This is a genomic window from Pseudomonas cremoricolorata, from assembly GCF_000759535.1.
In the GTDB taxonomy this organism is placed as follows: domain Bacteria; phylum Pseudomonadota; class Gammaproteobacteria; order Pseudomonadales; family Pseudomonadaceae; genus Aquipseudomonas; species Aquipseudomonas cremoricolorata_A.
In genome coordinates this window covers 797,295-822,512 of record NZ_CP009455.1, presented here as the reverse complement: position 1 = coordinate 822,512, position 25,218 = coordinate 797,295, and the positions used below count along the sequence as shown (strand labels likewise).

Below are 25,218 nucleotides of genomic sequence, written 5' to 3'. Positions count from 1 at the left end.
GGACGGCGCTCCGGTTTAGCCGCGATGGGCGGCAGCGCCGTCCCAACTCAGACGCTGCCGCTTCTTGGCGACTCCGCGTGGGCCCCTGCTGGGGCGGTTTAGCCGCGATGGATCTCCGTATTACCAGACGCCAATCCCTTGAGTCTCCCATGTCCCACCAGCGCCCCTACAAAGTTGCACTCAACGGTTACGGCCGAATCGGTCGCTGTGTCCTGCGCGCGCTGTTCGAGCGAGGTGCCAGGGCTGGCTTCGAGATCGTGGCCCTGAATGACCTGGCCGACCAGGCCAGCCTGGAATACCTGACGCGCTTCGACTCCACCCATGGCCGTTTCCCTGGCGAGGTGAAGGTCGATGGCGATTGTCTGCATATCAATGGTGACTGCGTGAAAATGCTGCGCAGCGCCACCCCCGAAGGCATCGACTGGGCGGCGCTGGATGTCGACCTGGTGCTGGAGTGCTCTGGTGCCTACACCTCGCGCGCCGATGGCCAGCGCTTTCTCGATGCCGGCGCACCGCGGGTGCTGTTTTCCCAACCCATGGCCAGCGAGGCCGATGTCGACGCCACGGTGGTCTACGGCATCAACCAGGATTGCCTGACCGGCAGCGAGCGGCTGGTCTCCAACGCCTCGTGTACCACCAACTGCGGCGTGCCGCTGCTGCGGGTGCTGGATCAGGCGTTCGGCATCGAATACGTGTCGATCACCACCATCCACTCGGCGATGAACGACCAGCCAGTGATCGATGCCTACCACCACGAAGACCTGCGCCGTACCCGTTCGGCATTCCAGTCGGTGATTCCGGTGTCCACCGGCCTTGCCCGGGGTATCGAGCGGTTGCTTCCGGAACTTGCCGGGCGAATCCAGGCCAAAGCGGTACGTGTGCCGACGGTCAACGTGTCATGCCTGGACATCACCTTGCAGACCGCGCGCGATACCAGCGCTGCCGAGGTCAACCAGGTGCTGCGTGATGCAGCCCTGAGCGGCCCGTTGCAAGGCCTGCTGGCCTACACCGAGCTGCCGCACGCCAGTTGCGATTTCAACCATGACCCGCATTCGGCCATCGTCGATGCCAGCCAGACCCGCGTCTCCGGCCCACGCCTGGTGAATCTGCTGGCCTGGTTCGACAACGAATGGGGGTTCGCCAACCGTATGCTCGACGTCGCCGATCACTTTCTGCGCGTCGTCCACCCCACTGCACTCAACATCCCTGAAGGACCGCATTGATGACCGTGTTGAAGATGACCGACCTCGACCTGACCGGTAAGCGCGTACTGATCCGCGAAGACCTCAACGTGCCTGTGAAGGACGGAGTGGTCACCAGCGACGCTCGTATCCAGGCCGCGCTGCCGACCATCAAGCTGGCGCTGGAAAAAGGCGCGGCGCTGATGGTCTGCTCGCACCTGGGACGCCCGAGCGAAGGTGAGTTCTCGGCCGAGAACAGCCTCAAACCAGTTGCCGACTACCTGAGCAAGGCGCTGGGCCGTGACGTGCCGCTGGTGGCCGACTACCTCGGTGGCGTCGAGGTCAAGCCAGGTGAAGTGGTGCTGTTCGAGAACGTGCGCTTCAACAAGGGCGAGAAGAAAAACGCCGATGAGTTGGCCCAGCAGTATGCGGCGCTGTGCGACGTCTTCGTCATGGACGCCTTCGGCACCGCGCACCGCGCCGAGGGCTCGACCCATGGCGTGGCCAAGTTCGCCAAGGTCGCGGCCGCAGGCCCGCTGCTGGCCGCCGAGCTGGATGCGCTGGGCAAGGCCCTGAAAGCACCGGCCAAGCCAATGGCGGCGATCGTTGCCGGTTCCAAGGTGTCGACCAAACTCGACGTGCTCAACAGCCTGAGCAGCGTCTGCGACCTGCTGATCGTCGGCGGCGGTATCGCCAACACCTTCCTCGCCGCTGCCGGCCATCCGGTGGGCAAATCGCTGTACGAGCCTGACCTGGTCGAGACCGCCAAGGCCATCGCCGCCAAGGTCAACGTGCCGCTGCCGAGCGATGTGGTGGTGGCCAAGGAATTCGCCGAGAGCGCCGAAGCCACGGTCAAGGCCATCGCCGACGTGGCTGCCGACGACATGATCCTGGACATCGGTCCGCAGACCGCAGCGCACTTCGCCGAACTGCTGAAATCGTCCAAGACCATTCTGTGGAACGGCCCGGTTGGGGTGTTCGAGTTCGACCAGTTCGGAAAGGGCACCGAAGTGCTGGCCAAGGCCATCGCCGAGAGTCAGGCTTTCTCCATTGCCGGCGGTGGTGACACCCTGGCGGCGATCGATAAATATGGCGTCAGTGCCGATATCTCCTACATTTCCACCGGTGGTGGTGCGTTCCTCGAATTCGTCGAAGGCAAGGTGCTGCCGGCGGTCGAGGTTCTGGAACAGCGGGCCAAGGGCTGAGGCGGTTGGCGCCTGGCAAAGGGAGCGACCTGATGGTCAAGCGATTGCCTGTGATGATCCTGCTCGGACTGCTCGCCGGTTGTTCGAGCAGTGCCGCGCCTGATGCTGAGCCGGCCGGTAAGCCCAAGGGCGGCTGCTATCAGTCGCAGTGGCAGGCCGAGACGGTGCCGGTAATCAACAAGCGACTCGGCCCTGATGGGCTGGAGAAGTACGACGATGAACATCAACGTCAGGCACCCGGTTGTCCCTGAGCGATTCAGGGCAACCGGCCGGCCTGGCCGAGCTGCAAGGGGAAAGGCTGATGAAAGCGCTGATGGCTGCCATGGCCGTGGCGACACTGGCAGGCTGCTCGCTGCTGCAACCGTCCGCACCGTCGGTGGCGGATAACTGGACCCGCTGGGTCTGCGACAGCCAGACCGAAGTGCTGTGGCGCTTCACCGATGCCTCGCGCAGCGCCATGGACGTGCGCCTGGGCAGTCGCGCCTACCACTTGCAGGCCGAGCCCAGCGGCTCGGGCGCGTTGTACAGCGACGGTGTGCTGGCGATGCACACCAAGGGTGATGAAGGCCTGGTGTACTGGGTCGCCACCGACGATCTGATTGGGCGGGGCTGCAAGGCACCGTGAATGGCCGGGCTGGCATACTGCACGCGGCCCACACACTATGAACAGCAACCGCCCATAGGGCAGGTTTGCACGATATAACGACGCTTGTCGGGAGAGAGATACACAATGGCACTCATTAGCATGCGCCAGATGCTGGACCACGCCGCCGAGTTCGGTTACGGCGTTCCAGCTTTCAACGTCAACAACCTCGAGCAGATGCGCGCCATCATGGAAGCCGCCGACAAGACCGACTCGCCGGTCATCGTCCAGGCCTCTGCCGGTGCACGCAAATACGCCGGCGCGCCGTTCCTGCGCCACCTGATCCTGGCGGCCATCGAAGAATTCCCGCACATCCCGGTGTGCATGCACCAGGACCACGGCACCAGCCCTGACGTCTGCCAGCGCTCGATCCAACTGGGCTTCAGCTCGGTGATGATGGACGGCTCGCTCAGGGAAGATGGCAAGACCCCTGCCGACTACGACTACAACGTTCGCGTCACCCAGCAGACCGTGGCATTCGCCCATGCCTGCGGTGTGTCGGTGGAAGGCGAGCTGGGCTGCCTGGGCAGCCTGGAAACCGGCCAGGCCGGTGAAGAAGATGGCATCGGCGCCGAAGGCACCCTGGACCACAGCCAGATGCTCACCGACCCGGAAGAGGCCGCCGACTTCGTCAACAAGACCCAGGTCGACGCCCTGGCGATCGCCATCGGCACCAGCCACGGCGCCTACAAATTCACCAAGCCGCCAACCGGTGACATCCTCGCCATCGACCGCATCAAGGAAATCCACAAGCGCATTCCCAACACCCACCTGGTGATGCACGGTTCCTCCTCGGTGCCGCAAGAGTGGCTGAAGATCATCAACGAGTACGGCGGCGACATCAAAGAAACCTACGGCGTGCCGGTCGAAGAGATCGTCGAAGGCATCAAGTACGGCGTGCGCAAGGTCAACATCGACACCGACCTGCGTCTGGCCTCCACCGGTGCCATGCGCCGCCACATGGCCCAGAATCCAAGCGAGTTCGACCCACGCAAGTTCTTCGCCGAAACCGTGAAGGCCATGCGTGACGTGTGCATCGCCCGTTACGAAGCCTTTGGCACTGCCGGCCACGCTTCGAAGATCAAGCCGATCACCCTCGAAGCGATGTTCCAGCGTTACGCCAAGGGTGAGTTGAAGGCCAAGGTCAACTGATCCAGCCCCTGGCTCGACGCGCGCAGTGATGCGCAAGGTGCTTCGTCGATGTCAGGTGCCAGACACATCGGGGCTGCTGTGCAGCCCATCGCGGGGGTTGATGCCCACCGGCGATGGGCCGCACGGTGGCCCCGATTCATTCCAGCGAACGCAACGTCCTGCAAAGCCCTGTCCATGACCGTACTGCGCTACCTGCAAGCCTACCCCCCGCACCTGCAAGAGCAGGTACGCCAACTCATCGCCAGCGATCGCCTCGGTGCTTACCTGCAAAAGCGCTATGCCGAGCAGCACGCTGTGCAGAACGACAAGGCGCTGTATGCCTACGTGCAGGAACTCAAGCAGGCCTTCTTGCGCAACGCGCCGGCGGTCGACAAAGTGCTGTTCGACAACCGATTGGACCTCACCCACCGCGCCCTGGGCCTGAACACTGCCGTGTCGCGGGTACAAGGGGGCAAGCTCAAGGCCAAGAAGGAAATCCGCATCGCTTCGCTGTTCAAGGACGCGGCGCCGCAGTTTTTGCGCATGATCGTGGTGCACGAACTGGCGCACCTCAAGGAACGTGACCACAGCAAGGCGTTCTACCAGCTCTGCCAGCACATGGAGCCGGACTACCATCAATTGGAATTCGACCTGCGCGTGTACCTGACCTATCGGGAACTGCCGGGCACTGTGTAAGGAAAAACACCCCATGCAGGTCAGCAAGACCAAGAGCAGTTTCTATCGCCGTCTGTACGTCGCCTGGCTGATCGACAGCGGCACCGCCGCCAGTGTGCCAGCGCTGATGACCGCCACCGGCATGCCACGGCGCACCGCGCAGGACACCATCGCCGCCTTGGCTGACCTGGACATCGTCTGTGAGTTCGAGCAGCAGGCCGGTGCGCGCAACCACGCCGGGCAGTACTGCATCCGTGACTGGGGCGCGATCGACCGGCAATGGATCGTCGAGCACCTGCCGGCCCTGCGCGAGGTGCTCGGCTACCCCTCGACCTGAGCGGCGCTGGACGCCGGCTTGAGCAGGTGCCCGGCCAACGTGCGCAGCGGGCCGAGCTGACGGCAGATCAGCGCCAGTTGGGTTTGCACCAGGCGTTGGTGCTCGTCGAGTTCTTCTGGCATCTGCTCCAGCGTCGCCGCCAGGGCATCTTCGCTGTCGCTGTGAATGGCCACCGAGGTGCGCGTCGCCAGGCCATTGGCGATTTCGTCGAGACTGTCGGCCAGCGACTGTCCGGCGCCGTCGAGCAGTTGCTCATGCACCTCGGGCGGCAGTGCCGTTTCGCGATGCGCGCCCAAGCCTGACAAATAGCCAAGCAAGGTGTGCGAGAGCACCAGGAAGCGAAAGCCGACATCCGCTTCTTTGCGGAAATGCCCAGGCTCCATAAGCATGTTGGCCAAGGTGGTCGACAGCGCGGCGTCGGCGTTGTGGGCGTTGCGCCGGGCCAGGCGGTAGGCCAGGTCGTCGCGCTTGCCTTCGGCGTACTGCTGCATGATCTGGCGCAGGTACAGGCTGGCGCAGGTGAGGGTGTTGGCCAGCACCTTGTTCAGGCGCCGGCCCTGCCAGTCGGGCAGGAACAGGAACACTGCGAGGATCGCGATCAGGCTGCCGACCAGGGTATCGAACAGGCGCGGCAGGAACAGGCCGTAGCCATCGCCGATCTGGTTGAAGCAGAACAGCACCATCAAGGTGATCGCCGCCGTGGCCGAGGTGTAGTGGCTGGTGCGGTTGACGAAGAACACCACGCCGGCGACCACGGCGAACATCGATTGCACCAGCGGGCTTGGGAACAGATCGAACAGCGCCCAGCCCACGGTCAGGCCGACCGCAGTGCCGAAAATACGCTGCACCAGCTTGCGCCGGGTGGCCCCGTAGTTGGGCTGGCAGACGAACAGCGTGGTGAGGATGATCCAGTAGCCCTGGCTTGGGTGAATCAGGTGCACCATGCCGTAGCCCACCAGCAGCGCCAGGGACAGGCGCAAGGCGTGGCGGAACAGCAGCGAGGTTGGGGTCAGCTGCGTGCGCAGGCGCTTGCCGACGTCCTGCAAGGTGCGCGGCGAGCGGTCCAGCAGGCTGCTGTCGCTGGCATCGGCAAGGCTGTCGGGGTTGCTCGCGGCTGCCAGCAGGCGGTCGAGGGTCGCCAGGTTGGCGGCCAATGCGCGCAGCGAGCGCAGCAGGCCGCGCCAGGCCGGGTTGTTCTGCCCGCGCAGAAAGTCCAGCGAAGCATGCAGGTCTTCCAGGGCTTCGGCGAACTGGGTGTCGTAGTCGAACGGCTGGCGCAGGCGTATCGAGTGGGACAGGCGCTGGCAGGCCGAGCCTTGCTGGCGCAGCAGGCGCTGGCAGCGGAACATCACGTCGCTGTGGAAGAAGGTCTCGGCCAGGGCGTTGTAGGGGTAGTGCGAGGCGCTGACGCGCTCGTGGATGTCTTGGGCGAGGAAGTACAGCTTGAGGTAGCGGCTGACCTTGGAGTTGGGCTGGGCATTGCCGACCCGGTGCAGAATGATTTCCTTGGCAGCGTTCAGCGCGGCCACCACCTTGCCATTCTGGTGCGCCAGTTCGACCCGACGGGCTTCCAGGTCGAGGTTGCGCACCGGTTCGAACAGCGCGGCCTTGAGCTTGAGGTAACGACCCAGTTCGAAGAACAGCTTGGCCAGGCTCTGCTGCACCGGCTGGTTGGCGAATAGCAATTGCCAGAGCACCGAGAGCAGGCCATACCAGGCGGCACCGGTCACCAGCAGCAGCGGTTCGTGCCAGAAATCACTGAGCTGACCGCCGCGCTGATCCACCGCGATCATGGTGTACACCGACAGGATCAGCGTGGCCGAGGCGATCGCGCCATAGCGTTCGCCCAGCGCCCCGAGCATGGTCAGGGCAAAGGTGGCCACGGCCAGGGAAATGGCGAACAGCCAGGGGTAGGGGAACAGCAACTCCACCGACAAGGCGGCGATGGCGAAGCAGCCCAGGGTCACCAGCAGGGCGCTGAGGCGTCCGCGCCAGCCATCGTCGGTTTCTGCCAGGGCGCTGGCGATGATGCCGAGAAACAGCGGAATCAGCAGGCTCATTTCGTCCTGATACCAGCACCAGGCCATGCTGCCGGTCAGCGCGACCGTGACCCTGATGCTGTAGCTGAACTTGTCCTGGCCCCAAAGGCGACGCAGAGAATGGCGAAATGAGCTCGATGACATGATGGCCCTGGGCTGAGATCGAAAACGTTGCGTTCAGCAAGAAGCGTTCCGTGCTGCGGGCACTACTCTACACCAACTCCGCTACCGCACTGGCTTACACGAACTGAGCGGCGGCATTGGCCGAGGCCCACGCCCACTGGAAATTGAAACCGCCCAGATGGCCGCTGACATCCAACACTTCGCCAATGAAGTACAGTCCCGGGCTTTTCAGCGATTCCATGGTCTTGGACGATACTTCGCGGGTGTCCACCCCGCCCAGGGTGACCTCGGCAGTGCGGTAGCCTTCGGTGCCGGCCGGAACCACTTGCCAGGCGCTCAGACGCTCGGCGATCTGCGCCAGTTCCGCTGGGGTGTACTGTTTCAGCGGGCGTGACTCGAACCACTGCTCGGCCAGCAGCGTGGCCAGCTTGCGGGTGAACACCTCGCCCAGTACGGTTTTCAGTTCGGTGTTGGCACGCTCGCGTTGCTGCTGTTGCAGCCAGTCGAGGGCATCGCGGTCGGGCAGCAGGTTGATCTCGACCACATCACCCGGCTCCCAGAACGACGACACCTGCAGAATCGCCGGGCCGCTCAGGCCGCGGTGGGTGAACAGCAAATTCTCGCGGAACAGCATGCCGTTGCAGCTCGCCGTGCAGTCCAGCGAGGTGCCCGACAGCTCGCTGCACAGTGCCTTGAGTTGGGGCTCGGTGATGGTGAACGGCACCAGGCCGGCGCGGGTCGGCAGCAGCTGATGACCGAACTGGCGCGCCACCTGATAACCGAAGCCCGTGGCGCCTAGGGTGGGGATCGATAGCCCGCCGGTGGCGATCACCAGCGACTGGCAAGCCATGGGGCCAGCGCTGGTCTGCAACCGGTAGCCACCCTCGAGCGCGTCGATCTGCAGGATGTCGGTGAGCATGCGCACTTCGGCGCCGGCCTCGGCGCACTCGGCGAGCAGCAGCTCGAGAATGTCGCTGGACTTGTGGTCGCAGAACAGCTGGCCGAGCTTTTTCTCGTGGTACGGCACGCCATGTTTGCTGACCAGGGCGATGAAATCCCACTGGGTGTAGCGGGCCAGGGCCGATTTGCAGAAATGCGGGTTGTGCGAGAGGAAATTGCCCGGCTCGGTATACAGGTTGGTGAAGTTGCAGCGCCCGCCACCCGACATGAGGATCTTCTTGCCGGGTTTGTTGGCGTGGTCGAGCACCCGCACGCTGCGCCCACGGCGGGCGGCGAGCTGGGCGCACATGAGGCCGGCAGCGCCGGCGCCGAGAACGATGACGTCAGAGGTAAGCACGTTGGGAACCTTGAACTGTGGGCTGGCGAACGATCAGAGAATCCGTACCTTCAACGCCCGGCCCTTGATCTTGCCGCTGTTGAGCCGCTGCAAGGCTTGCCTGGCCACGCCTCGTTCCACGGCCACCAGGGCCTGGAAATCGAAGATGGCGATCTTGCCGACCTGCTTGCCGGGAATGCCGGCGTCGCCGGTCAAGGCACCAAGAATGTCACCGGGGCGCAGTTTGTCCTTGCGCCCGGCGGCGATGCACAGCGTGCTCATCACCGGCAGCAACGGTTCGCTACCCTTGCTCTTGAGGCTGTCCAGTTGCTCCCAGCGCAGTGGCCGGCCCTGCAACACTTCGATGGCCTGAGCACGGTGGCCTTCGGCTGGTGCCACCAGGCTCACGGCGAGGCCTTTTTCCCCGGCACGCCCGGTACGCCCCACGCGGTGCACGTGAATCTCGGCATCGCGCGCCAGTTCGACGTTGACGACCATGTCCAGGCCATCGATGTCCAGACCGCGTGCGGCGACATCGGTGGCGACCAGCACCGAGCTGCTGCGGTTGGCGAACATCGCCAACACCTGATCACGGTCGCGTTGCTCGAGGTCACCATGCAGGGCCTGGGCGACGATGCCCTTGGCAGTCAGGTGGGCGACCACGTCTTCGCACTGCTGCTTGGTGAAGCAGAACGCCACACAGGATTGCGGGCGGTAGTGGCCCAGCACTCGGGTCAGTGCTTCGAGGCGTTGCTGCGGGTCGATCTCGATGAAACGCTGCTCGATCTGGGTGTCGCTGTGCTGGCTTTCGACCACCACCTGCTCGGGTTTGCGCATGAACTTGGCGGCCAACTGCTCGATGCCGGCCGGGTAGGTGGCCGAGAACAGCAGGGTCTGGCGGCGCGCCGGGGTCTTGCCGATGATGCTGGCGATGGCATCGAAAAAGCCCATGTCGAGCATGCGGTCGGCCTCATCGAGCACCAGGGTGTTGAGGCCGTCGAGCACCAGGGTACCTTTGTCGAGGTGCTGCTGAATGCGCCCGGGAGTGCCGACGATGATGTGCGCGCCGTGCTCCAGCGAAGCGATCTGCGGACCGAGCGAGACGCCGCCGCAGAGGGTGAGGATCTTGATGTTGTCCTCGGCGCGGGCCAGCCGGCGCAGCTCCTTGGCGACCTGGTCGGCCAGCTCGCGGGTCGGGCACAGCACCAGCGCCTGGCAGCCGAAGTAACGCGGGTTCAGCGGGTTGAGCAGGCCGATGCCGAAGGCGGCGGTCTTGCCACTGCCGGTCTTGGCCTGGGCGATGAGGTCGAGGCCGCGCAGGATCACCGGCAGGCTTTGCGCCTGGATCGGGGTCATGGCGGAATAACCCAGAGCGTCGAGGTTCGCCAGCATGGCGGCGGACAACGGCAAGGTGGCGAAAGCGGAGGATTGGGTGGTCACGAGACGGGCCTGTGCTGCGAAGCGAAAAATGCCGCACAGTCTACCAGCCTCGTGGCCCTTGGCCCTACGACTCGATGTCCCGTTCCGGACGACGGGCACGCCTTCCGTCCGTCGGCGCCAGTTGCAGGAAGATCGCCGCTGCCAGCATGGCCATCAGGCCAATGGTGAAGAAGGTCAGCTGGAACGCGCCCAGGGTGCTCTCCACGCCATCGCCGTTGCCAGCAGTGGTGAAACCGCCAAGCAGAGCGCCGGCGCAAGCCACGCCCAGGCTCAACGACAGCTGCGCGACCACCGACAACAGGCTGTTGCCGCTGCTGGCACTGGCATCATCGAGGTCGATCAGGGTGACGGTGTTCATCGCCGTGAACTGCAACGAGTTGACCGCGCCGAGCAGCGACAGCTGCACCAGCAGCAGGGCATAGGGGGTTTGCTCGTCGACCAAGCCAAGGCTTGCCAGCAACAGGCCGAGCACCAGGGTGTTGCCGGTGAGGATGATGCGATAGCCGAGCCGCTCGATCAGCGGACGCGCTACTGACTTGGCCACCATCGCCGCTGCCGCCAGGGGGATCATGCTCATGCCCGCCTGGGAGGGTGAATAGCCCAGCGCCACTTGCAACAGCAGTGGCACCAGAAAGGGCAGGGCGCCGCTGCCCAGGCGGGCGAACAGGTTGCCAAGGATGCCGATGGCGAAGGTGCGCACGCGGAACAGGCTGGGTGAAAACAGCGGTTCGGGGTCGCGTCCGGCGCGCAGCCAGTAGGCGGCCAGGCATGCCATGCCAGCGAACAACAGAAGCATCACCCGCAGGTGCGGCAGGTGCAGTTCGCCGAGGCCTTCCATGGCGATGGTGATCAGCACCATCGCCGCGCCGAACAACAGAAAGCCTGGCCCATCAAACGTGGTGCGCTCGGCCCCGCGCAGGTCGGGAATGAAGCGCCACACCGCATAGCAACCCAGCGCGCCGACCGGCAGGTTGAGCAGGAAGATCCAGTGCCAGCTGAGAATTTCCACCAGCCAGCCGCCTACGGTGGGGCCGAGCAGCGGCCCGAGCAGGCCGGGAATGGTGATGAAGCTCATGATCCGCACCAACTCCGAGCGCGGATAGGCGCGCAGCACCACCAGGCGACCCACCGGCAGCATCAACGCGCCGCCCAGCCCCTGAACGACGCGCGCTGCCACCAGCATGGGCAGGCTGTAGGACACCGCGCACAGCAAAGAGCCGAAGCTGAACAGCAAAATTGCGCTGAAGAATATGCGCTTGGTCCCGAAACGGTCGGCGATCCACCCCGAGGCCGGAATCAGCAGTGCCACGGTCAGCATGTAGGCGATGATCACCCCCTGCATGCGCAGCGGGTTTTCATCCAGTGAGCGGGCCATCGACGGCAGTGCGGTATTGAGGATGGTGCCGTCCAGCGACTGCATGAAGAACGCGATGGCCACCACCCAGGGCAGCCAGCGGGCGGTGGTCGGGTCCAGCGGTGCGCGTTCGGGCATGGCGTCCTCGGAGGTTGGGTGGCGCGGTAGCGTGCAGCTTTGCATAGGCTGCCTGCAAGGCGCGAGTGAGTAAGTTCAGATCTGCCATGAGGGCAAATGACTCGCATAAGTTGAGCAGGAGATCAGAAATGTGCGGGAAGAGGAGAGTGATGCGTTGCAAGCCTGAGCATGTTCTCTTGCAGGGGTAGTGCCGTGCTGACGGAGGGGAAGACGCGCCTGGTGGTCGCCTTTGATCGTGCGAAGTCGATTTCCCGTCTGCCATCCTTGACGCTTTTACGTCATGCCAAGGCAAGGCCTGGGAGTCTTTTGAGGCGCTCGTTCTGCGCCGTTGCGCAGATTGCCCCGCTGTTCTGACAAGGGCCGGCTTGGTGACCAGTCGATACCTCAGCATGGAAGCATGCAGCACCGGCCTCAAGGGGATCGCCCGGCTGCACAGGCTCTCCCACCCCGGGTTCAGGATGGTGTCAGCGATCGGATTACCAAAAGTCGAATTGCTGGTCGGCGCGTATGGATTGGACGGTCACGCCCAGCGAGGTGAGGAAATCCTCTGCAAGCAACAGGCGATCAGGGGGCGGCTGGAAATGGCCGGAGAAATTATTGATAACGTAGCCGTCGTCTGTCTTGAAAATATAACCCGCACACATGACGCGATTGCTGGCGCCAGGATTCGGACCACCCTTTTCAGCAACCGTGCCATGGGAAGGCTGTTCGTAATCCGATCGCGTGCTGATCACGGAGAGCGTCCGGTCTTGGGTAGACGTCGGGTCTTGGGTAGACGTCGGGTCTTGGGTAAGAGTGAACTTGTGGACCTTGCGGGGGTCGAGTTGCATCAGGTCGCGCGCATTCTTGATGACGCGGTGCTCGGCGATGATGCTGCTGAGGCGCTTGTTCGCCACCCTCATCTCGCGGGGCAGATGCGGGGCCTGGTTGTTGGGGAGAGGCCTGGCTGGCGCAGGACTCATGGCTTGCTGGAGGGTGCGGCCGGCAGCCACTATCCTTGCCACGGTTGAACGCCAAATGGTCCATCTGCCGTTGGCATCTCGCCCGTTGACGGGGTCATTGCTGCAGTAGGCGTAGGCATTCAAGCCCCCTCGCTGAAATGGGCTATAGGTGTCAGGTGCGGTGAAACGCATCAGGCAAGGGCTGTACAGTCGATGGCCATTTCCGAGTAGGTAGCCATCGATCGGGGAGTGCAGATACTCACCGTTGAACGCCATCGCACCGGGCAACAGTGCGGGGCGGCCTCGCTGGCCGAATGGCGAGTAGCCGCATGAGCGCAGAAATGCGCCGGGCCGCGAGAGCAGTTGGGCGTCTGCCCGACCCGATGGCAGAGCTGTGCTACCGTCGGAAGCCTCTGTGCGTTGTGTCGAACGGCCGTGCAGGTGCTTTTCGCTGCTCATGGATCTGCGCCTCTCAGGGTCTGAGCTCACTGTAGAGGGCGCTGAATGAGCGGGAAACTGACAAAAATGTCAGTCCTGTCCCCTCGACAGAGCATCTTGTGCAATTGCTGAAAGAGGACGCTGACTAGCCGTCAGCCTGTTGCGCAAAGGGAGCGCCCAGGCGCCCCCGCTTGCGCGAGCGATGTCTCAGCCAATCGTCATCAGACTCGCATTCCCTCCCGCCGCCGCAGTATTGACGCTCACCGCTCGCTCGATCACCAGGCGCTCCAGCGCGATGTTGCTATCACCGGACGACAGCCCCTGTACCCCGACGATGGCGCCGCCGCGCTGCGCCACCTGCTGGCAGACGCCGCGCAGTTGATCGCAATCACCGTGATGCAACACGGCGTCGAAGGCCACGTCATCTTTCTGCCAGTCCGCCACCAGGGCGATCTTGCCTTGCACTTCTTTGGGCAGGCGCGCGCGTAGGGTTTTGCCGGGTTCGGCGTCCAGCCACAGCGCCGAGCTGCCCACCGCCAGTACCGCAGCCAGTTGGTTGAGCAGGTCGGTTTCGTTTTCAGTCAGACACAGCACATGCTCGCGCGGCAGGATGGTGTAGCTGTTGCGCTCGCCAGTCGGGCCGGGCAGCACGCGAGTCACGCCGCTTTGCGACTGTTCGGCGAACTGCTCGCACAGGCTGGCCAGCTCACCGTGCTGGTTGCCGGTAGCCCAGGTCTTGAGCGCGTGCAGCGGTTGCAGCAGGTGCTCGCGCAGCGCGGCGTCGGCCTTGCCGTCGCCGTCGACGCGCTGGAAGTGCCGGGCGATGGCGTCGGCCGGGCGGGTCGAGAGCAGGCGGTACAGGTACAGCGGGCCACCGGCTTTCGGTCCGGTACCCGACAGCCCCTCGCCGCCGAATGGCTGCACGCCGACCACGGCGCCGACGATGTTGCGGTTGACGTACAGGTTGCCGGCGTTGACGTTGTCGACCACCTTGGCGATGGTTTCGTCGATGCGGGTATGCACGCCCAGGGTCAGGCCATAGCCCGAGGCGTTGATCTGCTCGATCAGGCCGTCGAGGTTGCGGCGGTTGTAGCGCACCACGTGCAGCACTGGGCCGAAGATTTCACGCTTGAGTTCATCGAGGCTGTCCAGCTCGATCAGCGTCGGCATGACGAAGGTGCCACGCTTGACCTCGGCAGCATCGGCCAGCGCCACCTGATACACCGCACGGCCTTTCTCACGCATGCCCTGGATGTGCTGTTCGATGCCGGCCTTGGCTTCGGCGTCGATCACCGGGCCAATGTCCACCGACAGTCGTTCCGGGTTGCCCAGGCGGCTTTGCGCCATGGCGCCCTTGAGCATTTCGATGACCCGGTCGGCGCAGTCTTCCTGCAGGCACAGCACGCGCAGCGCCGAGCAGCGTTGACCGGCGCTGTCGAAGGCCGATGACACCACATCCACCACCACCTGCTCGGTGAGCGCCGAGGAATCGACGATCATCGCGTTCTGCCCGCCGGTTTCGGCGATCAGCGGAATCGGCCGGCCCTGGGCGTCGAGGCGACCGGCCACATTGCGTTGCAGCAGTCGCGCCACTTCCGTGGAACCGGTGAACATCACGCCTTTGACCCGCTCATCGCCCACCAGCCGCGCACCGACGCTTTCGCCGCGCCCTGGCAGCAGTTGCAGCACGCCTTCGGGAATACCGGCTTCGAGCAGCAGGCCCACGGCCTGGGCAGCGATTAGCGGGGTTTGCTCGGCGGGCTTGGCCAATACCGGGTTGCCGGCGGCCAGCGCTGCGGCCACCTGGCCGGAGAAGATCGCCAGCGGGAAGTTCCAGGGGCTGATGCACACCACCGGGCCCAGTGGGCGGCAGTCGGCATTGCTCAGGTCGGTACGCGCCTGCAAGGCGTAGTAGCGTAGAAAATCCACCGCTTCGCGCACTTCGGCGATGGCGTTGGCGAAGGTCTTGCCGGCCTCGCGCACCAGCAGGCCCATCAGCGGCTGGATTTCAGCCTCCATGGCGTCGGCGGCGCGTTCCAGGATGGCGGCACGTTCTACTGGCGGCGTGGCCTGCCAGATCGGTGCGGCATTGATCGCGCACTGCACGGCGTTGTCGGCATCTGCCTCCGTGGCTTCCTGCACCTTGCCCACCACATCGCGATGATCCGAGGGGTTCAGTACGTCTGCCGCAGCCTCTTCACTGCTGGCGCAGGCCAGCATCGGCAGCGCTTTCCAGTCGTGGTGAGCGGTCGACAGCAGCGCGCAGGAGAGCGACGCCAGGCGATGTTCATTAGCCATGTCGATGCCGGCCGAGTTGGCCCGCTCGCTGCCATAGAGGTCGCGCGGCTGTGGGATGCGCGGGTGCGGCAGGCCGATGCTGCCTTCCTGTGCGGCCATGCGTTCGATGCTGGCGACCGGGTCGGCGACCAGCTCCTGGATGGAAATCGAGTGGTCGGCGATGCGGTTGACGAACGAGGTGTTGGCGCCGTTTTCCAGCAGGCGGCGGACCAGGTAGGCCAGCAGCGTCTCGTGGGTGCCGACCGGGGCGTAGACCCGGCACGGACGGTTCAGCTTGCCCTCGGCCAGCTTGCCCACCACTTGCTCGTACAGCGGCTCGCCCATGCCGTGCAGGCACTGGAATTCGTACTGGCCGGGGTAATAGTTCTGGCCGGCGATCTGGTAGATGGCCGACAGGGTATGGGCGTTGTGGGTGGCGAACTGCGGGTAGATGGCTTCCGGTACGGCCAGCAGCTTGCGCGCACAAGCAATGAACGAGACGTCGGTGTAGACCTTGCGGGTATACACGGGGTATCCCTCCAGACCTTCGACCTGGGCGCGCTTGACCTCGCTGTCCCAGTAGGCGCCCTTGACCAGGCGAATCATCAGGCGGTGGCGGCTGCGCTTGGCCAGGTCGATGACGTAGTCGATGACATACGGGCAGCGCTTTTGATACGCCTGGATGACGAAACCGATACCGTTCCAGCCGCTCAGCGCCGGCTCGAAGCACAGGCGCTCGAGCAGATCGAGCGACAGTTCGAGGCGGTCGGCTTCTTCAGCGTCGATGTTCAGGCCGATGTCGTACTGCTTGGCCAGCAGGGTCAGGCTGAGCAGGCGCGGGTACAGCTCTTCCATCACTCGCTCGTACTGCGCGCGGCTGTAGCGCGGGTGCAGCGCCGAGAGCTTGATGGAAATGCCCGGGCCTTCATAGATGCCACGGCCATTGGACGCCTTGCCGATGGAATGGATGGCCTGCTCGTAGGAGGCGAGGTATTTCTGCGCATCGTGCTCGGTAAGGGCTGCTTCGCCGAGCATGTCGTAGGAGTAACGGAAGCCCTTGGACTCGAAACGGTTGGCATTGGCCAGCGCCTCGGCAATGGTTTCGCCGGTGACGAACTGCTCGCCCATCAGGCGCATGGCCATGTCGACGCCCTTGCGGATCATCGGCTCGCCGCTCTTGCCGATGATGCGGGTCAGCGACGAAGTGAGGCCGGATTCGTTGTGGGTCGAGACCAGCTTGCCGGTCAGCAGCAGGCCCCAGGTCGCGGCGTTGACGAACAGCGAGGGGCTGTTGCCCAGGTGCGGCTGCCAGTTGCCGGTGCTGATCTTGTCGCGGATCAGTGCATCGCGGGTACCTTTGTCAGGGATGCGCAACAGCGCTTCGGCCAGGCACATGAGTGCGACGCCTTCCTGGGACGACAGCGAGAATTCCTGCAGCAGCCCCTGCACTACGCCGGCGCGCCCGCTGGCGCTCTTCTGATTGCGCAGTTTTTCGGCGATGCCGGCGGCCATCTTGTTGGTCGCCTCGGCCTGGGCGCTGGTCAGGCGGGCCTGTTCCAGCAGCATCGGCACCATTTCCTGCTCGGGCCGGCGGTAGGCGGCGGTGATCGCCGAACGCAGTACCGATTGCGGCAGGATGCTTTCGGCAAATTCCAGGAAGCACTGGTGGCTGTGATCGGCCTGCACATCGCCGATGTCATCGGCAAGGCTGGCTGCCTGGCCGTTGAGGTCATTGAGGCTGGCGCCGCCCTCGAGCTTCTCCAGGTAATTGAAGATCGCTTGCTTGATCAACCAGTGCGGCGTGCGGTCGATGGACTGCGCAGCTGCCTTGAGTCGCTCGCGAGTGGGGTCGTCAAGTTTGACCCCAAGGGTGGTCGTCGCCATTTCTTGTCCTCGTTATTGCCACGGCGTGGCGTTAGCTGGCGGCAAGATTAGCGCTGCTCAGCCACGAGGTGCAACCGGGTGCAACCCGTTTTTTCGCAGTTTGCAGTGCTATCCGTCCGATGCCGTTTTTGGGTGTCTGAAAACGGCATATACAGGTCGTTAAGGGGCATGAATAGCGGCGGATTGCACGAATATGAGGCGGATCTTCTGATTATTTGAAAGAAAAGTCTCAAGGTGCAACTGTCAAGTGAAAAATGGTTGCACCTGATTCTGCTTGTCTCATAGGATGCGTCGCCTGGGTGCAACCGTCTTGCTACGGTCGCGGTTCATAACAACAAACACCAGGGCACAACATGAGCAATCCAATCACGATCACCTTTGTGATCTACATCGCTGCAATGGTCCTCATCGGCTTTGCCGCCTACCGCGCTACCAACAACCTTTCCGACTACATTCTTGGCGGACGCAGCCTTGGCAGCGTCGTAACCGCATTGTCGGCGGGCGCTTCGGACATGAGTGGCTGGCTGCTCATGGGCTTGCCGGGCGCCATTTACATGTCGGGCTTGTCGGAGGCCTGGATCGCCATCGGCCTGACCGTCGGCGCCTACCTGAACTGGCTGTTCGTCGCTGGCCGGCTGCGGGTGCAGACCGAGCACAACGGCGATGCGCTGACACTGCCGGACTACTTCGCCAGCCGCTTCGAAGATCGGAGCGGTCTGCTGCGTATCATCTCGGCCGTGGTCATTTTGATTTTCTTCACCATCTATTGCGCCTCGGGCATCGTCGCTGGCGCGCGTCTGTTCGAAAGCACCTTCGGCATGTCCTATGAAACGGCGCTGTGGGCTGGGGCGGCGGCAACCATCGCCTACACCTTCGTCGGTGGTTTCCTGGCGGTGAGCTGGACCGATACCGTGCAGGCCTCGTTGATGATCTTCGCGCTGATCCTCACGCCGATCTTCGTGGTGCTCGCCACTGGTGGTGTCGATACCGCATTCCTCGCTATCGAAGCGCAAAACCCTGCCAACTTCGACCTGTTCAAGGGCGCTACCTTCATCGGCATCATCTCGCTGATGGGCTGGGGTCTAGGCTACTTCGGCCAGCCGCACATCCTGGCACGCTTCATGGCCGCCGACTCGGTCAAGTCGATCGCCAGTGCCCGCCGCATCTCCATGACCTGGATGATCCTCTGCCTGGTCGGCACCTGCGCCGTGGGCTTCTTCGGCATCGCTTACTTCTCGGCCAACCCGGACGTCGCCGGCCCGGTCAACGAGAACCACGAGCGAGTGTTCATCGAACTGGCGAAGATCCTCTTCAACCCCTGGGTTGCCGGTGTGCTGCTGTCGGCCATTCTCGCCGCGGTGATGAGCACCCTGAGCTGTCAGTTGCTGGTGTGCTCCAGTGCGCTGACCGAAGACTTCTACAAAGCCTTCCTGCGCAAGAACGCCTCGCAGCGTGAGCTGGTGTGGGTCGGTCGCCTGATGGTGCTGGCCGTCGCCCTGGTTGCCATCGCCCTGGCTGCCAACCCGGACAACCGCGTTCTGGGCCTGGTCGCCTACGCCTGGGCTGGCTTCGGTGCTGCGTTCGGTCCGGTGGTGCTGCTGTCGGTGGTGTGGAAGGGCATGACCCGCAACGGTGCCCTGGCCGGCATCGTGGTCGGTGCGTTGACCGTCATTCTGTGGAAGCAGATCGATGTCTGGGGTCTGTACGAAATCATCCCTGGCTTCCTGCTGGGCACCCTGGCCATCGTGCTGGTGAGCAAGCTGGGCAGCCCGTCGCGCAGCATGGTTCAGCGTTTCGAAACGGCTGATGCCGCTTACCACGCCGACAAGTAACCGAGGTGCCTGGTCGCTGGGCCCGCCAACGCGGGTTCATCGGCCAGGCGCGTCTCGCACCTGACTGCAACGATCCGACAAGGTAAACTTCCCGCCCGCGCAGGAGTTGCCATGAATTATCGTCACGCCTTTCACGCCGGCAACCACGCCGACGTCCTCAAGCACATCGTGCTCACCCGCCTCATCGCCCTGATGTCGCGAAAAGAGCAACCATTTGCCTACCTCGACACCCACGCTGGCCTGGGTCTGTATGACTTGCACGGCGATCAGGCGAGCCGCACAGGTGAATACCTCGAAGGCATCGCCCGTCTGTGGGGGCGCGATGACCTGCCGGCGATCACCGCCGACTACCTGCGCGTGGTCAAGCGTCTGAACGCCGATGGCGAGCTGCGCTACTACCCGGGTTCCCCGGAGCTGGCCCGTCGCCTGATGCGTCAGCAGGATCGCGCCCAGTTCAACGAAAAGCACCCCGAAGATGGCCAGTTGCTCAAGGACAACATGAAGAAGGACCCGCGTGTGGCGGTCCATCTCGGTGAAGGCTGGCATGTGCCACGGGCGTTGCTGCCAGTGGCCGAGAAGCGCGCGATCATGCTCGTCGATCCGCCGTTCGAGCAGGCCGACGAGCTCAAGCGCTGCACCCTGGCCATGAAAGAGGCGATCGGCCGCATGCGCCAGACCGTGGTCGCGATCTGGTACCCGATCAAGGATCAGCGCGCACTGACGCGCTTCTACCAGGACCTCACCAGCACCGGTGCACCGAAGCTACTGCGCGCCGAATTGTACGTGCATCACCAGGACAGCCCGCAGGGCCTCAATGGCTCGGGCCTGGCCATCGCCAACCCGCCGTGGGGGCTGGAAGACGAGCTGCGCGAACTGTTGCCCTGGCTGGCCAAGGAGCTGGCGCAGACAGCCGGCAGCTACCGCCTCGACTGGCTCATCGCCGAGTGACACCGGGCCATCGCTGCGCCCCGGGCGGCTCGGCGGTGGTACATACGTACGTACTCACCTTGCGTTATAATCCCGCGCTTTAGCCGCCGTGCGCCCACCAGGCCTACGGCGCATCTTTACCGAATCAAGAGGCGAATCCCTTGGCATTGACGATTCTTGGCCTGTCCGGCGCCCTTAGCCATGACCCTTCCGCGGCTTTGTACATCGACGGCAAACTGATTGCCGCCGCCGAAGAAGAGCGCTTCGTGCGTGACAAACATGCGAAGAACCGCATGCCCTACGAGTCGGCGAAGTTCTGCCTGGAACAGGCCGGTATCACACCTTCCGACGTCGATGTGGTGGCCATTCCCTTCGCCCCCATCAGCCTGTTCGGCAAGGCGCGCTGGCACTACGCCAAGCGCTACTGGTACGCCCCTGATCGCGCGCTCGATGCCATCCTCATGGGCAACCGCCGCTACAAGCGCTACCGCAAGAAGATCGTCTGGTGCCTGGAGCAACTGGGCTTCGATGCGAAGAAGATCAAGATCGAACCGGTCGAGCACCACCTGGCCCACGCTTCCAGCGCCTACCATTGCTCGGGGTTCAAGGAAAAGACCGCGATCCTCGGCATCGACGGCAAGGGCGAGTACGCCACCACCTTCTTCGGCTATGGCGAGAACGGCAAGATCCACAAGATCAAAGAGTTCTTCGATCCCGATTCGCTGGGCGGGCTGTACGGCGCGATCACCGAGTTCCTCGGTTTCGAGATGCTCGACGGCGAATTCAAGGTCATGGGCATGGCGCCCTACGGCGATGCCAGCAAGTACGATTTCTCGCGCCTGGCCAGCTTTGAAAGCGGCGAGCTGGTGATCAACACCGAATACGCCAACGTTATTGGCTTGCGTCGCCATAAAGAGCAGGGCAAGGGCTTCTATTTCTCGCCCAAGCTGATCGAGTGGCTGGGCCCGAAACGCGAAGGCGACATCGCCGACGAGCCCTACATCCATTACGCTGCGAGCATGCAGGCGCTGTTCGAGAAGCTGGCGCTGCAGATGATCGACCATTACCTGGGCGATACCCTGCGCGAAACCGGCAAGCTGGCCTTCGCCGGCGGCTGCGCGCTGAACGTCAAGCTCAACCAGAAGATCATCGCCCGCTCCGACGTCAAGGAACTGTTCGTCCAGCCGGCGTCCGGTGATGCCGGTACTGCGGTGGGCGCTGCAGCCTACGTGTCCCATGCTCGCGGCGTGCCGGTCGAGAAGATGGAGCACGTCTACCTTGGCCCTGCGTACTCCAACGAAGACGTCATCGCCGCCTGTGCGCGCCATCCCAATCAGCCGGCCTGGCGCAAACTCGACGACATGCCGCGGCAGATCGCCCAGATCATGGTCGACGGCAACCCGGTGGCCTGGTTCCAGGGCCGTATGGAGTTCGGTCCGCGTGCGCTGGGCGGGCGTTCGATCATTGGTTGCCCGAGCGTGGCCGGGGTGGCTGATCGCATCAACCACCAGATCAAGTTCCGCGAGCGCTGGAGGCCTTTCTGCCCGTCGATGCTCGACACCGTGGCCCCGCAGATGATCAAGATCGATCACCCGGCGCCGTTCATGACCTTCACCTTCGAAGTGGCCGACGAGTGGAAGATCCGCGTGCCGGAAGTCGTTCACGAAGACGGCACTTCGCGTGCGCAGGTGCTCAAACGCGAATACAACCCGCGCTACTACGACATGATGAAGGCGCTGGAAGACCTCACCGGCAACGGCGTATCTCTGAACACCTCGCTCAACCGTCGCGGCGAGCCGATGATCTGCTCGCCGACCGACGCGCTGAACATGTTCTTCGGTTCCGACCTGCAGTACCTGATCATGGAAGACATCCTCGTGGTCAAGGACGGCGCTGCCGCGTATGACCAGCCACGCTGAGCGTCACGTCCTGCAGTTTTGCCACGGCTATGACGGGCCGTTCCTCGATTGCGCACGTCAGTACGCGAGTCTGTTCCAGGGGCGCGGCTACCGGGTCACCACGGTATTTCTCACCGGCCGTGCCGACCCGGCCGTGGCAGCCGGCTGCGCTTCGGACGAAGTGCTGTTTCTCGAGTTCAGCTCCAAGGCCGTGCGCGGCCTGAAGCTGGGCGCCATTGCGGCGCTGCGCAAGATCGCTGCGCAGCGCCGCTTCAGCTTCTGCATCGCCCACCGCTTCAAGCCGATCTACATCACCTTGCTGGCCACCCGCCTGCCGGTGATTGGCGTGCACCACGCCTTCGGTGACTACCAGCGCAAGGGCCGTCAGTTGTTCGCCAACCTGATGCGCAAGCGCCTGAGCCTGCTCGGTGTCTCCGATGCGGTGCGTGACGACATGCGCCGCTGCCTGCCGAGCTGGCCGGGCGAACGCATCCAGACGCTGTACAACCGCGTCGACGTCGAGGCGTTGCAGGGAGCATTGCTGCCGCAGGCTGCTGCCCGTCAGGCGTTGGGCCTCGATGCTCAGGCGTGGATTGTCGGCAACGTCGGCCGTCTGCATCCCGATAAGGACCAGGCCAATCTGCTGCGCGGCTTCGCCCAGGCATTGCCTGAACTGCCGACGGGTTCGCGCCTGGCAATTCTCGGCAAGGGCCGGTTGGAAGAACGACTCAAAGCCCTGGCCGCTGAGCTGGGTATCAGCGAGCGGGTGGATTTCCTCGGTCAGGTTGCAGATGCCCGGCGTTACTTCAAGGCCTTCGACGCCTTTGCCCTGAGCTCCGATCACGAGCCGTTCGGTATGGTTCTGCTGGAGGCGATGGTCGCCGGCGTGCCGGTGCTGGCCACCGCCTGTGGCGGCGCGCGCGAGGTGGTCGAAGGCGTGGGCATGCTGTTCCCGCTGGGTTATGCCGACCTGCTCGGCCAGGGTTTGGTGCAGGTGTCGAGGCTCGATGCCGCGCAGCGCCAGGCCTGTGCAGAGGCCATGCTGCAACGCCTGCATCAGCGCTTCTCTGATGCCGCAGTTGCGCAGGCCTTCTGGCAGTTGCCGCAGGTGCAGGCGCTGGAGGGGCAGCGCTGATGCTCAAGTACATACAAGCGTGGCGCGAGCGCGGCTGGACCTGCATCGACGCTGCCACCTATGCCGATGCCTGGCAGCGCTACGGCGGCAGCGTCGCCACCCACCCGCAGGTGGTGGCGCAACTGGCCGAGCTGGCGCAGATTCCGGTGCGCTACCTGGGCTGGTATCAGCATGGCGAGCTGAAGGCGGCGATTCCCACCTGGGGGCGTCACCTCGCGCTGTCCAAGGACGTGCTCAAGCGCCACGGCAAAAAAGGTCTGTTCGACCTGGGCAATGCCGAAATCATCCTGCCGGCGGCTGCCGATGCCGCCGCGCCGTTGCGTCATGCCGCACGCTATCTCTCGGAACTCAGTCACGGCCGTTTCATCGGCCTCAAGGCGCAGCCAGAGCAACTGGCCCTGGCGCGCGCCCACGAAGACCTATCCAAGAAATTCCGCTACAACCAGCGCCGGGAGCTGCGCTTGCTGGAAGAGGCGGGCGGTGAAGTGCGGGCGATTCAGGATTACAGCTCGGCGGACATCGCCGCCATCTACTGCGACCTGTTCCAGCGCCGCTGGGGTTTTGCCGCGACCGGTGCTGCGCACATGGGCGAGGTCATCGAGCGGCTGCGCCAATTGCTGATCGGTTCGGTACTGCTGCTCGAAGGCAAGCCAATCGCCATTCAGCTGGTGTACCGGGTCGAGGCGCCAGAGTGGATCAGCGTCGAGTACGTCAACGGCGGCGTCGACCCTGAAACCAAGGCCTTCAGCCCCGGCAGCGTGCTCAGTTTCCTCAACACCCAATCTGCCTGGGAAGACGCCAAGGCACAGGGCAAGACGCTGCGCTTCTCGTTTGGCCGCGCCGACCGCGAATACAAGGAGCGCTGGTGCACGCCAGTGCCGGTGCTGCAGGCATGAGCCGCAAGCAGGCGTTGCTCAGGCGGCACCGGCGCAACAAGCGCATCGGCGTGCTGGTGATGGTGCTGCTATTGCTGGTACTCGGCATTTTCACTTGGTGGTGGCTGCCGTTGTTGTTGCTGCCATTGGTATGGGCTGGGCATGAAGCGTGGTTCGCCGATCACCTGTTCTATACGCCCGATCAGGATTACGTCTATCAATTCGGTGAGCAGACCCATCGCCAGGCCCTCACCGTGCACGACGGTGTGCTGAGCGGCTGTAGTGACTGCGGTGAAGATGACACGCTGATTCTTCAGGTTCAGGTAAAGGCCAATTGGTTTGGGCGCTTTCTCGACCCTTGTGTGGAGCTGTGGAGCGATGCCCGGCTTGATCGACAAACGTTCGAGCGAGGCGTCGATGGCGTGCGCTTCCTCAACCTCAGCGGTCTCGCCGCGCCACTGCGTGAAGGCCGGCTGCGCCTCAGGGGCCGTCACTGCCGGGTGCTGGGCGAACCACAGCTGTGGCTGACCCCGGCGGTGGAACTGCGTCAGCGGCGGGTAATGGTCATTGCGCCCCATGCCGACGATGCCGAGCTGGCGGCCTTTGGCCTTTATCGTCAGGCAGAAGAGGCCTGGGTTGTCACGCTCACGGCCGGTGAAATCGAGGCCGAGCATTACCAGCAGATGGGTCTGGGTCAGGCCGAGGCGGCGCAGCTCAAGGGCCGTTTGCGCGCCTGGGACAGCATCGCCGTGCCGCGCTGGGCCGGGGTCGACGAGGCGCGTTGCGTGCAGCTGGGTTATTTCTGCCTGCAACTGCCCGCCATGCATGCCGACCCGACCCGCGCCGTGGGCTCGCGCGAAGCCGAGACGGACGACACCCGCCTGTTCCGCAGTTTCAATGGGTTCAGCCTGCCCGGCGATGTCGATGGCGTGCCCAGCTGGCAGAACCTGGTGGCCGACCTGCGTGTACTACTCGAAAAGGCCAGGCCGCAGGTGTTGGTCATGCCGCACCCGCAGCTCGACCCACACCCCGATCACCATTACGGCCAGTTGGCCGTGCTCGAAGCGCTGCAGGGACTCGCCTGGCAGCCGCAGACCTTGCTCTGCTATGCCAATCACCTGCACGACAACGACCGCTGGCCGATGGGCGACAGCGGTGATGGCGTTGCTCTGCCGCCGCAGTTGCACGCCGAACAGGCCTGGACGCCGTGCAGTCTGCAGCTCGACCTTGCAACCCAGCGCGACAAGGCCATGGCCTTGGGCATGATGCATGATCTGCAGCCGCCCGCGCCGTTCAAGCGGCGTCTGCGACGTGTGCTGCAACGCTGGCTGGCGGGTCGCCGTGGGTCGCCGTACGGCGAGAATGAATTCTTCCGCAAGGCGGTACGGCGGCATGAACTGTTTTGGCGTCGCGACCTGTGAGCGTGACGAATGTCTGATCGAGCGAATGCCGAACGGCCAAGGAATTCT

At 64.0% G+C, this 25,218-nt stretch carries 19 protein-coding genes; 13 read left to right on the top strand and 6 right to left on the bottom strand.

Annotated elements, in window-relative coordinates:
* Nucleotides 1-149 precede the first annotated feature (149 nt).
* The 7 genes from epd (at nt 150) to LK03_RS03435 (ending at nt 5,172) form a co-directional block, all read left to right on the top strand.
* Nucleotides 150-1,223 (top strand): erythrose-4-phosphate dehydrogenase, encoded by a 1,074-nt coding sequence (gene epd, locus LK03_RS03465; protein WP_038411081.1) that lies wholly within the window; start codon nt 150-152, stop codon nt 1,221-1,223.
* Nucleotides 1,223-2,386 carry a phosphoglycerate kinase gene (locus tag LK03_RS03460; protein WP_038411080.1) on the top strand — a complete coding sequence of 388 codons (1,164 nt, stop codon included), beginning with the start codon at nt 1,223-1,225 and terminating at the stop codon, nt 2,384-2,386. The genes epd and LK03_RS03460 overlap by 1 nt, the downstream gene beginning before the upstream one ends.
* 32 nt (nt 2,387-2,418) lie before the next feature.
* Complete coding sequence (locus tag LK03_RS03455; protein WP_038411079.1) at nt 2,419-2,637, top strand: hypothetical protein; 219 nt, start codon at nt 2,419-2,421, stop codon at nt 2,635-2,637.
* Nucleotides 2,638-2,687: 50 nt separating this feature from the next.
* Entirely contained in the window at nt 2,688-3,011 is a 324-nt protein-coding gene (locus LK03_RS03450; protein WP_038414593.1) for an MliC family protein, read from the top strand.
* Between the two features lie 105 nt (nt 3,012-3,116).
* Nucleotides 3,117-4,181 carry a class II fructose-bisphosphate aldolase gene (gene fba / locus LK03_RS03445; RefSeq protein ID WP_038411078.1) on the top strand — a complete coding sequence of 355 codons (1,065 nt, stop codon included), beginning with the start codon at nt 3,117-3,119 and terminating at the stop codon, nt 4,179-4,181.
* A 174-nt stretch (nt 4,182-4,355) separates the two neighbouring features.
* Complete coding sequence (locus LK03_RS03440) at nt 4,356-4,856, top strand: M48 metallopeptidase family protein (RefSeq protein ID WP_028694965.1); 501 nt, start codon at nt 4,356-4,358, stop codon at nt 4,854-4,856.
* 13 nt (nt 4,857-4,869) lie between these two features.
* On the top strand, nt 4,870-5,172 hold the full coding sequence (locus tag LK03_RS03435; RefSeq protein ID WP_038411077.1) for a winged helix-turn-helix domain-containing protein: 303 nt from the start codon (nt 4,870-4,872) through the stop codon (nt 5,170-5,172).
* Here LK03_RS03435 and yccS read toward each other — a convergent pair.
* From yccS to putA, 6 genes are all read right to left on the bottom strand, one after another.
* The gene (gene yccS, locus LK03_RS03430; RefSeq protein WP_038411076.1) at nt 5,157-7,355 is read right to left on the bottom strand and encodes a YccS family putative transporter; all 2,199 of its coding nucleotides are present in this window, start codon (nt 7,353-7,355) and stop codon (nt 5,157-5,159) included. The genes LK03_RS03435 and yccS overlap by 16 nt on opposite strands.
* A gap of 94 nt (nt 7,356-7,449) precedes the next feature.
* Nucleotides 7,450-8,631, bottom strand: a complete 1,182-nt coding sequence (locus LK03_RS03425) for an NAD(P)/FAD-dependent oxidoreductase (RefSeq protein WP_038411075.1) — start codon at nt 8,629-8,631, stop codon at nt 7,450-7,452.
* Between the two features lie 33 nt (nt 8,632-8,664).
* Nucleotides 8,665-10,002, bottom strand: a complete 1,338-nt coding sequence (gene dbpA, locus LK03_RS03420) for an ATP-dependent RNA helicase DbpA (RefSeq protein WP_240478660.1) — start codon at nt 10,000-10,002, stop codon at nt 8,665-8,667.
* 112 nt (nt 10,003-10,114) lie between these two features.
* Nucleotides 10,115-11,542, bottom strand: a complete 1,428-nt coding sequence (mdtD, locus tag LK03_RS03415) for a multidrug transporter subunit MdtD (RefSeq protein WP_038411073.1) — start codon at nt 11,540-11,542, stop codon at nt 10,115-10,117.
* Nucleotides 11,543-12,018: 476 nt separating this feature from the next.
* Nucleotides 12,019-12,942, bottom strand: coding sequence for an RHS repeat-associated core domain-containing protein (locus LK03_RS21725; RefSeq protein ID WP_081951546.1), 924 nt, complete (start codon nt 12,940-12,942; stop codon nt 12,019-12,021).
* Nucleotides 12,943-13,128: 186 nt separating this feature from the next.
* Complete coding sequence (putA, locus tag LK03_RS03405; protein WP_038411071.1) at nt 13,129-17,082, bottom strand: trifunctional transcriptional regulator/proline dehydrogenase/L-glutamate gamma-semialdehyde dehydrogenase; 3,954 nt, start codon at nt 17,080-17,082, stop codon at nt 13,129-13,131.
* A 353-nt stretch (nt 17,083-17,435) separates the two neighbouring features.
* Between putA and putP the strand changes: the two genes are divergently transcribed.
* The 6 genes from putP (at nt 17,436) to LK03_RS03375 (ending at nt 25,170) form a co-directional block, all read left to right on the top strand.
* A complete protein-coding gene (gene putP / locus LK03_RS03400; RefSeq protein ID WP_038411070.1) occupies nt 17,436-18,914 on the top strand; it encodes a sodium/proline symporter PutP in 1,479 nt (492 codons plus the stop codon).
* Between the two features lie 111 nt (nt 18,915-19,025).
* Complete coding sequence (locus tag LK03_RS03395; RefSeq protein ID WP_038411069.1) at nt 19,026-19,862, top strand: 23S rRNA (adenine(2030)-N(6))-methyltransferase RlmJ; 837 nt, start codon at nt 19,026-19,028, stop codon at nt 19,860-19,862.
* A gap of 140 nt (nt 19,863-20,002) precedes the next feature.
* The gene (locus LK03_RS03390; RefSeq protein WP_038411068.1) at nt 20,003-21,760 is read left to right on the top strand and encodes a carbamoyltransferase family protein; all 1,758 of its coding nucleotides are present in this window, start codon (nt 20,003-20,005) and stop codon (nt 21,758-21,760) included.
* The gene (locus LK03_RS03385) at nt 21,744-22,874 is read left to right on the top strand and encodes a glycosyltransferase (RefSeq protein ID WP_038411067.1); all 1,131 of its coding nucleotides are present in this window, start codon (nt 21,744-21,746) and stop codon (nt 22,872-22,874) included. The genes LK03_RS03390 and LK03_RS03385 overlap by 17 nt, the downstream gene beginning before the upstream one ends.
* Complete coding sequence (locus LK03_RS03380) at nt 22,874-23,770, top strand: GNAT family N-acetyltransferase (protein WP_038411066.1); 897 nt, start codon at nt 22,874-22,876, stop codon at nt 23,768-23,770. Before LK03_RS03385 ends, LK03_RS03380 begins: the two co-directional genes overlap by 1 nt.
* The gene (locus LK03_RS03375; protein ID WP_038414592.1) at nt 23,767-25,170 is read left to right on the top strand and encodes a PIG-L deacetylase family protein; all 1,404 of its coding nucleotides are present in this window, start codon (nt 23,767-23,769) and stop codon (nt 25,168-25,170) included. Before LK03_RS03380 ends, LK03_RS03375 begins: the two co-directional genes overlap by 4 nt.
* The last annotated feature ends 48 nt before the right edge of the window (nt 25,171-25,218 follow it).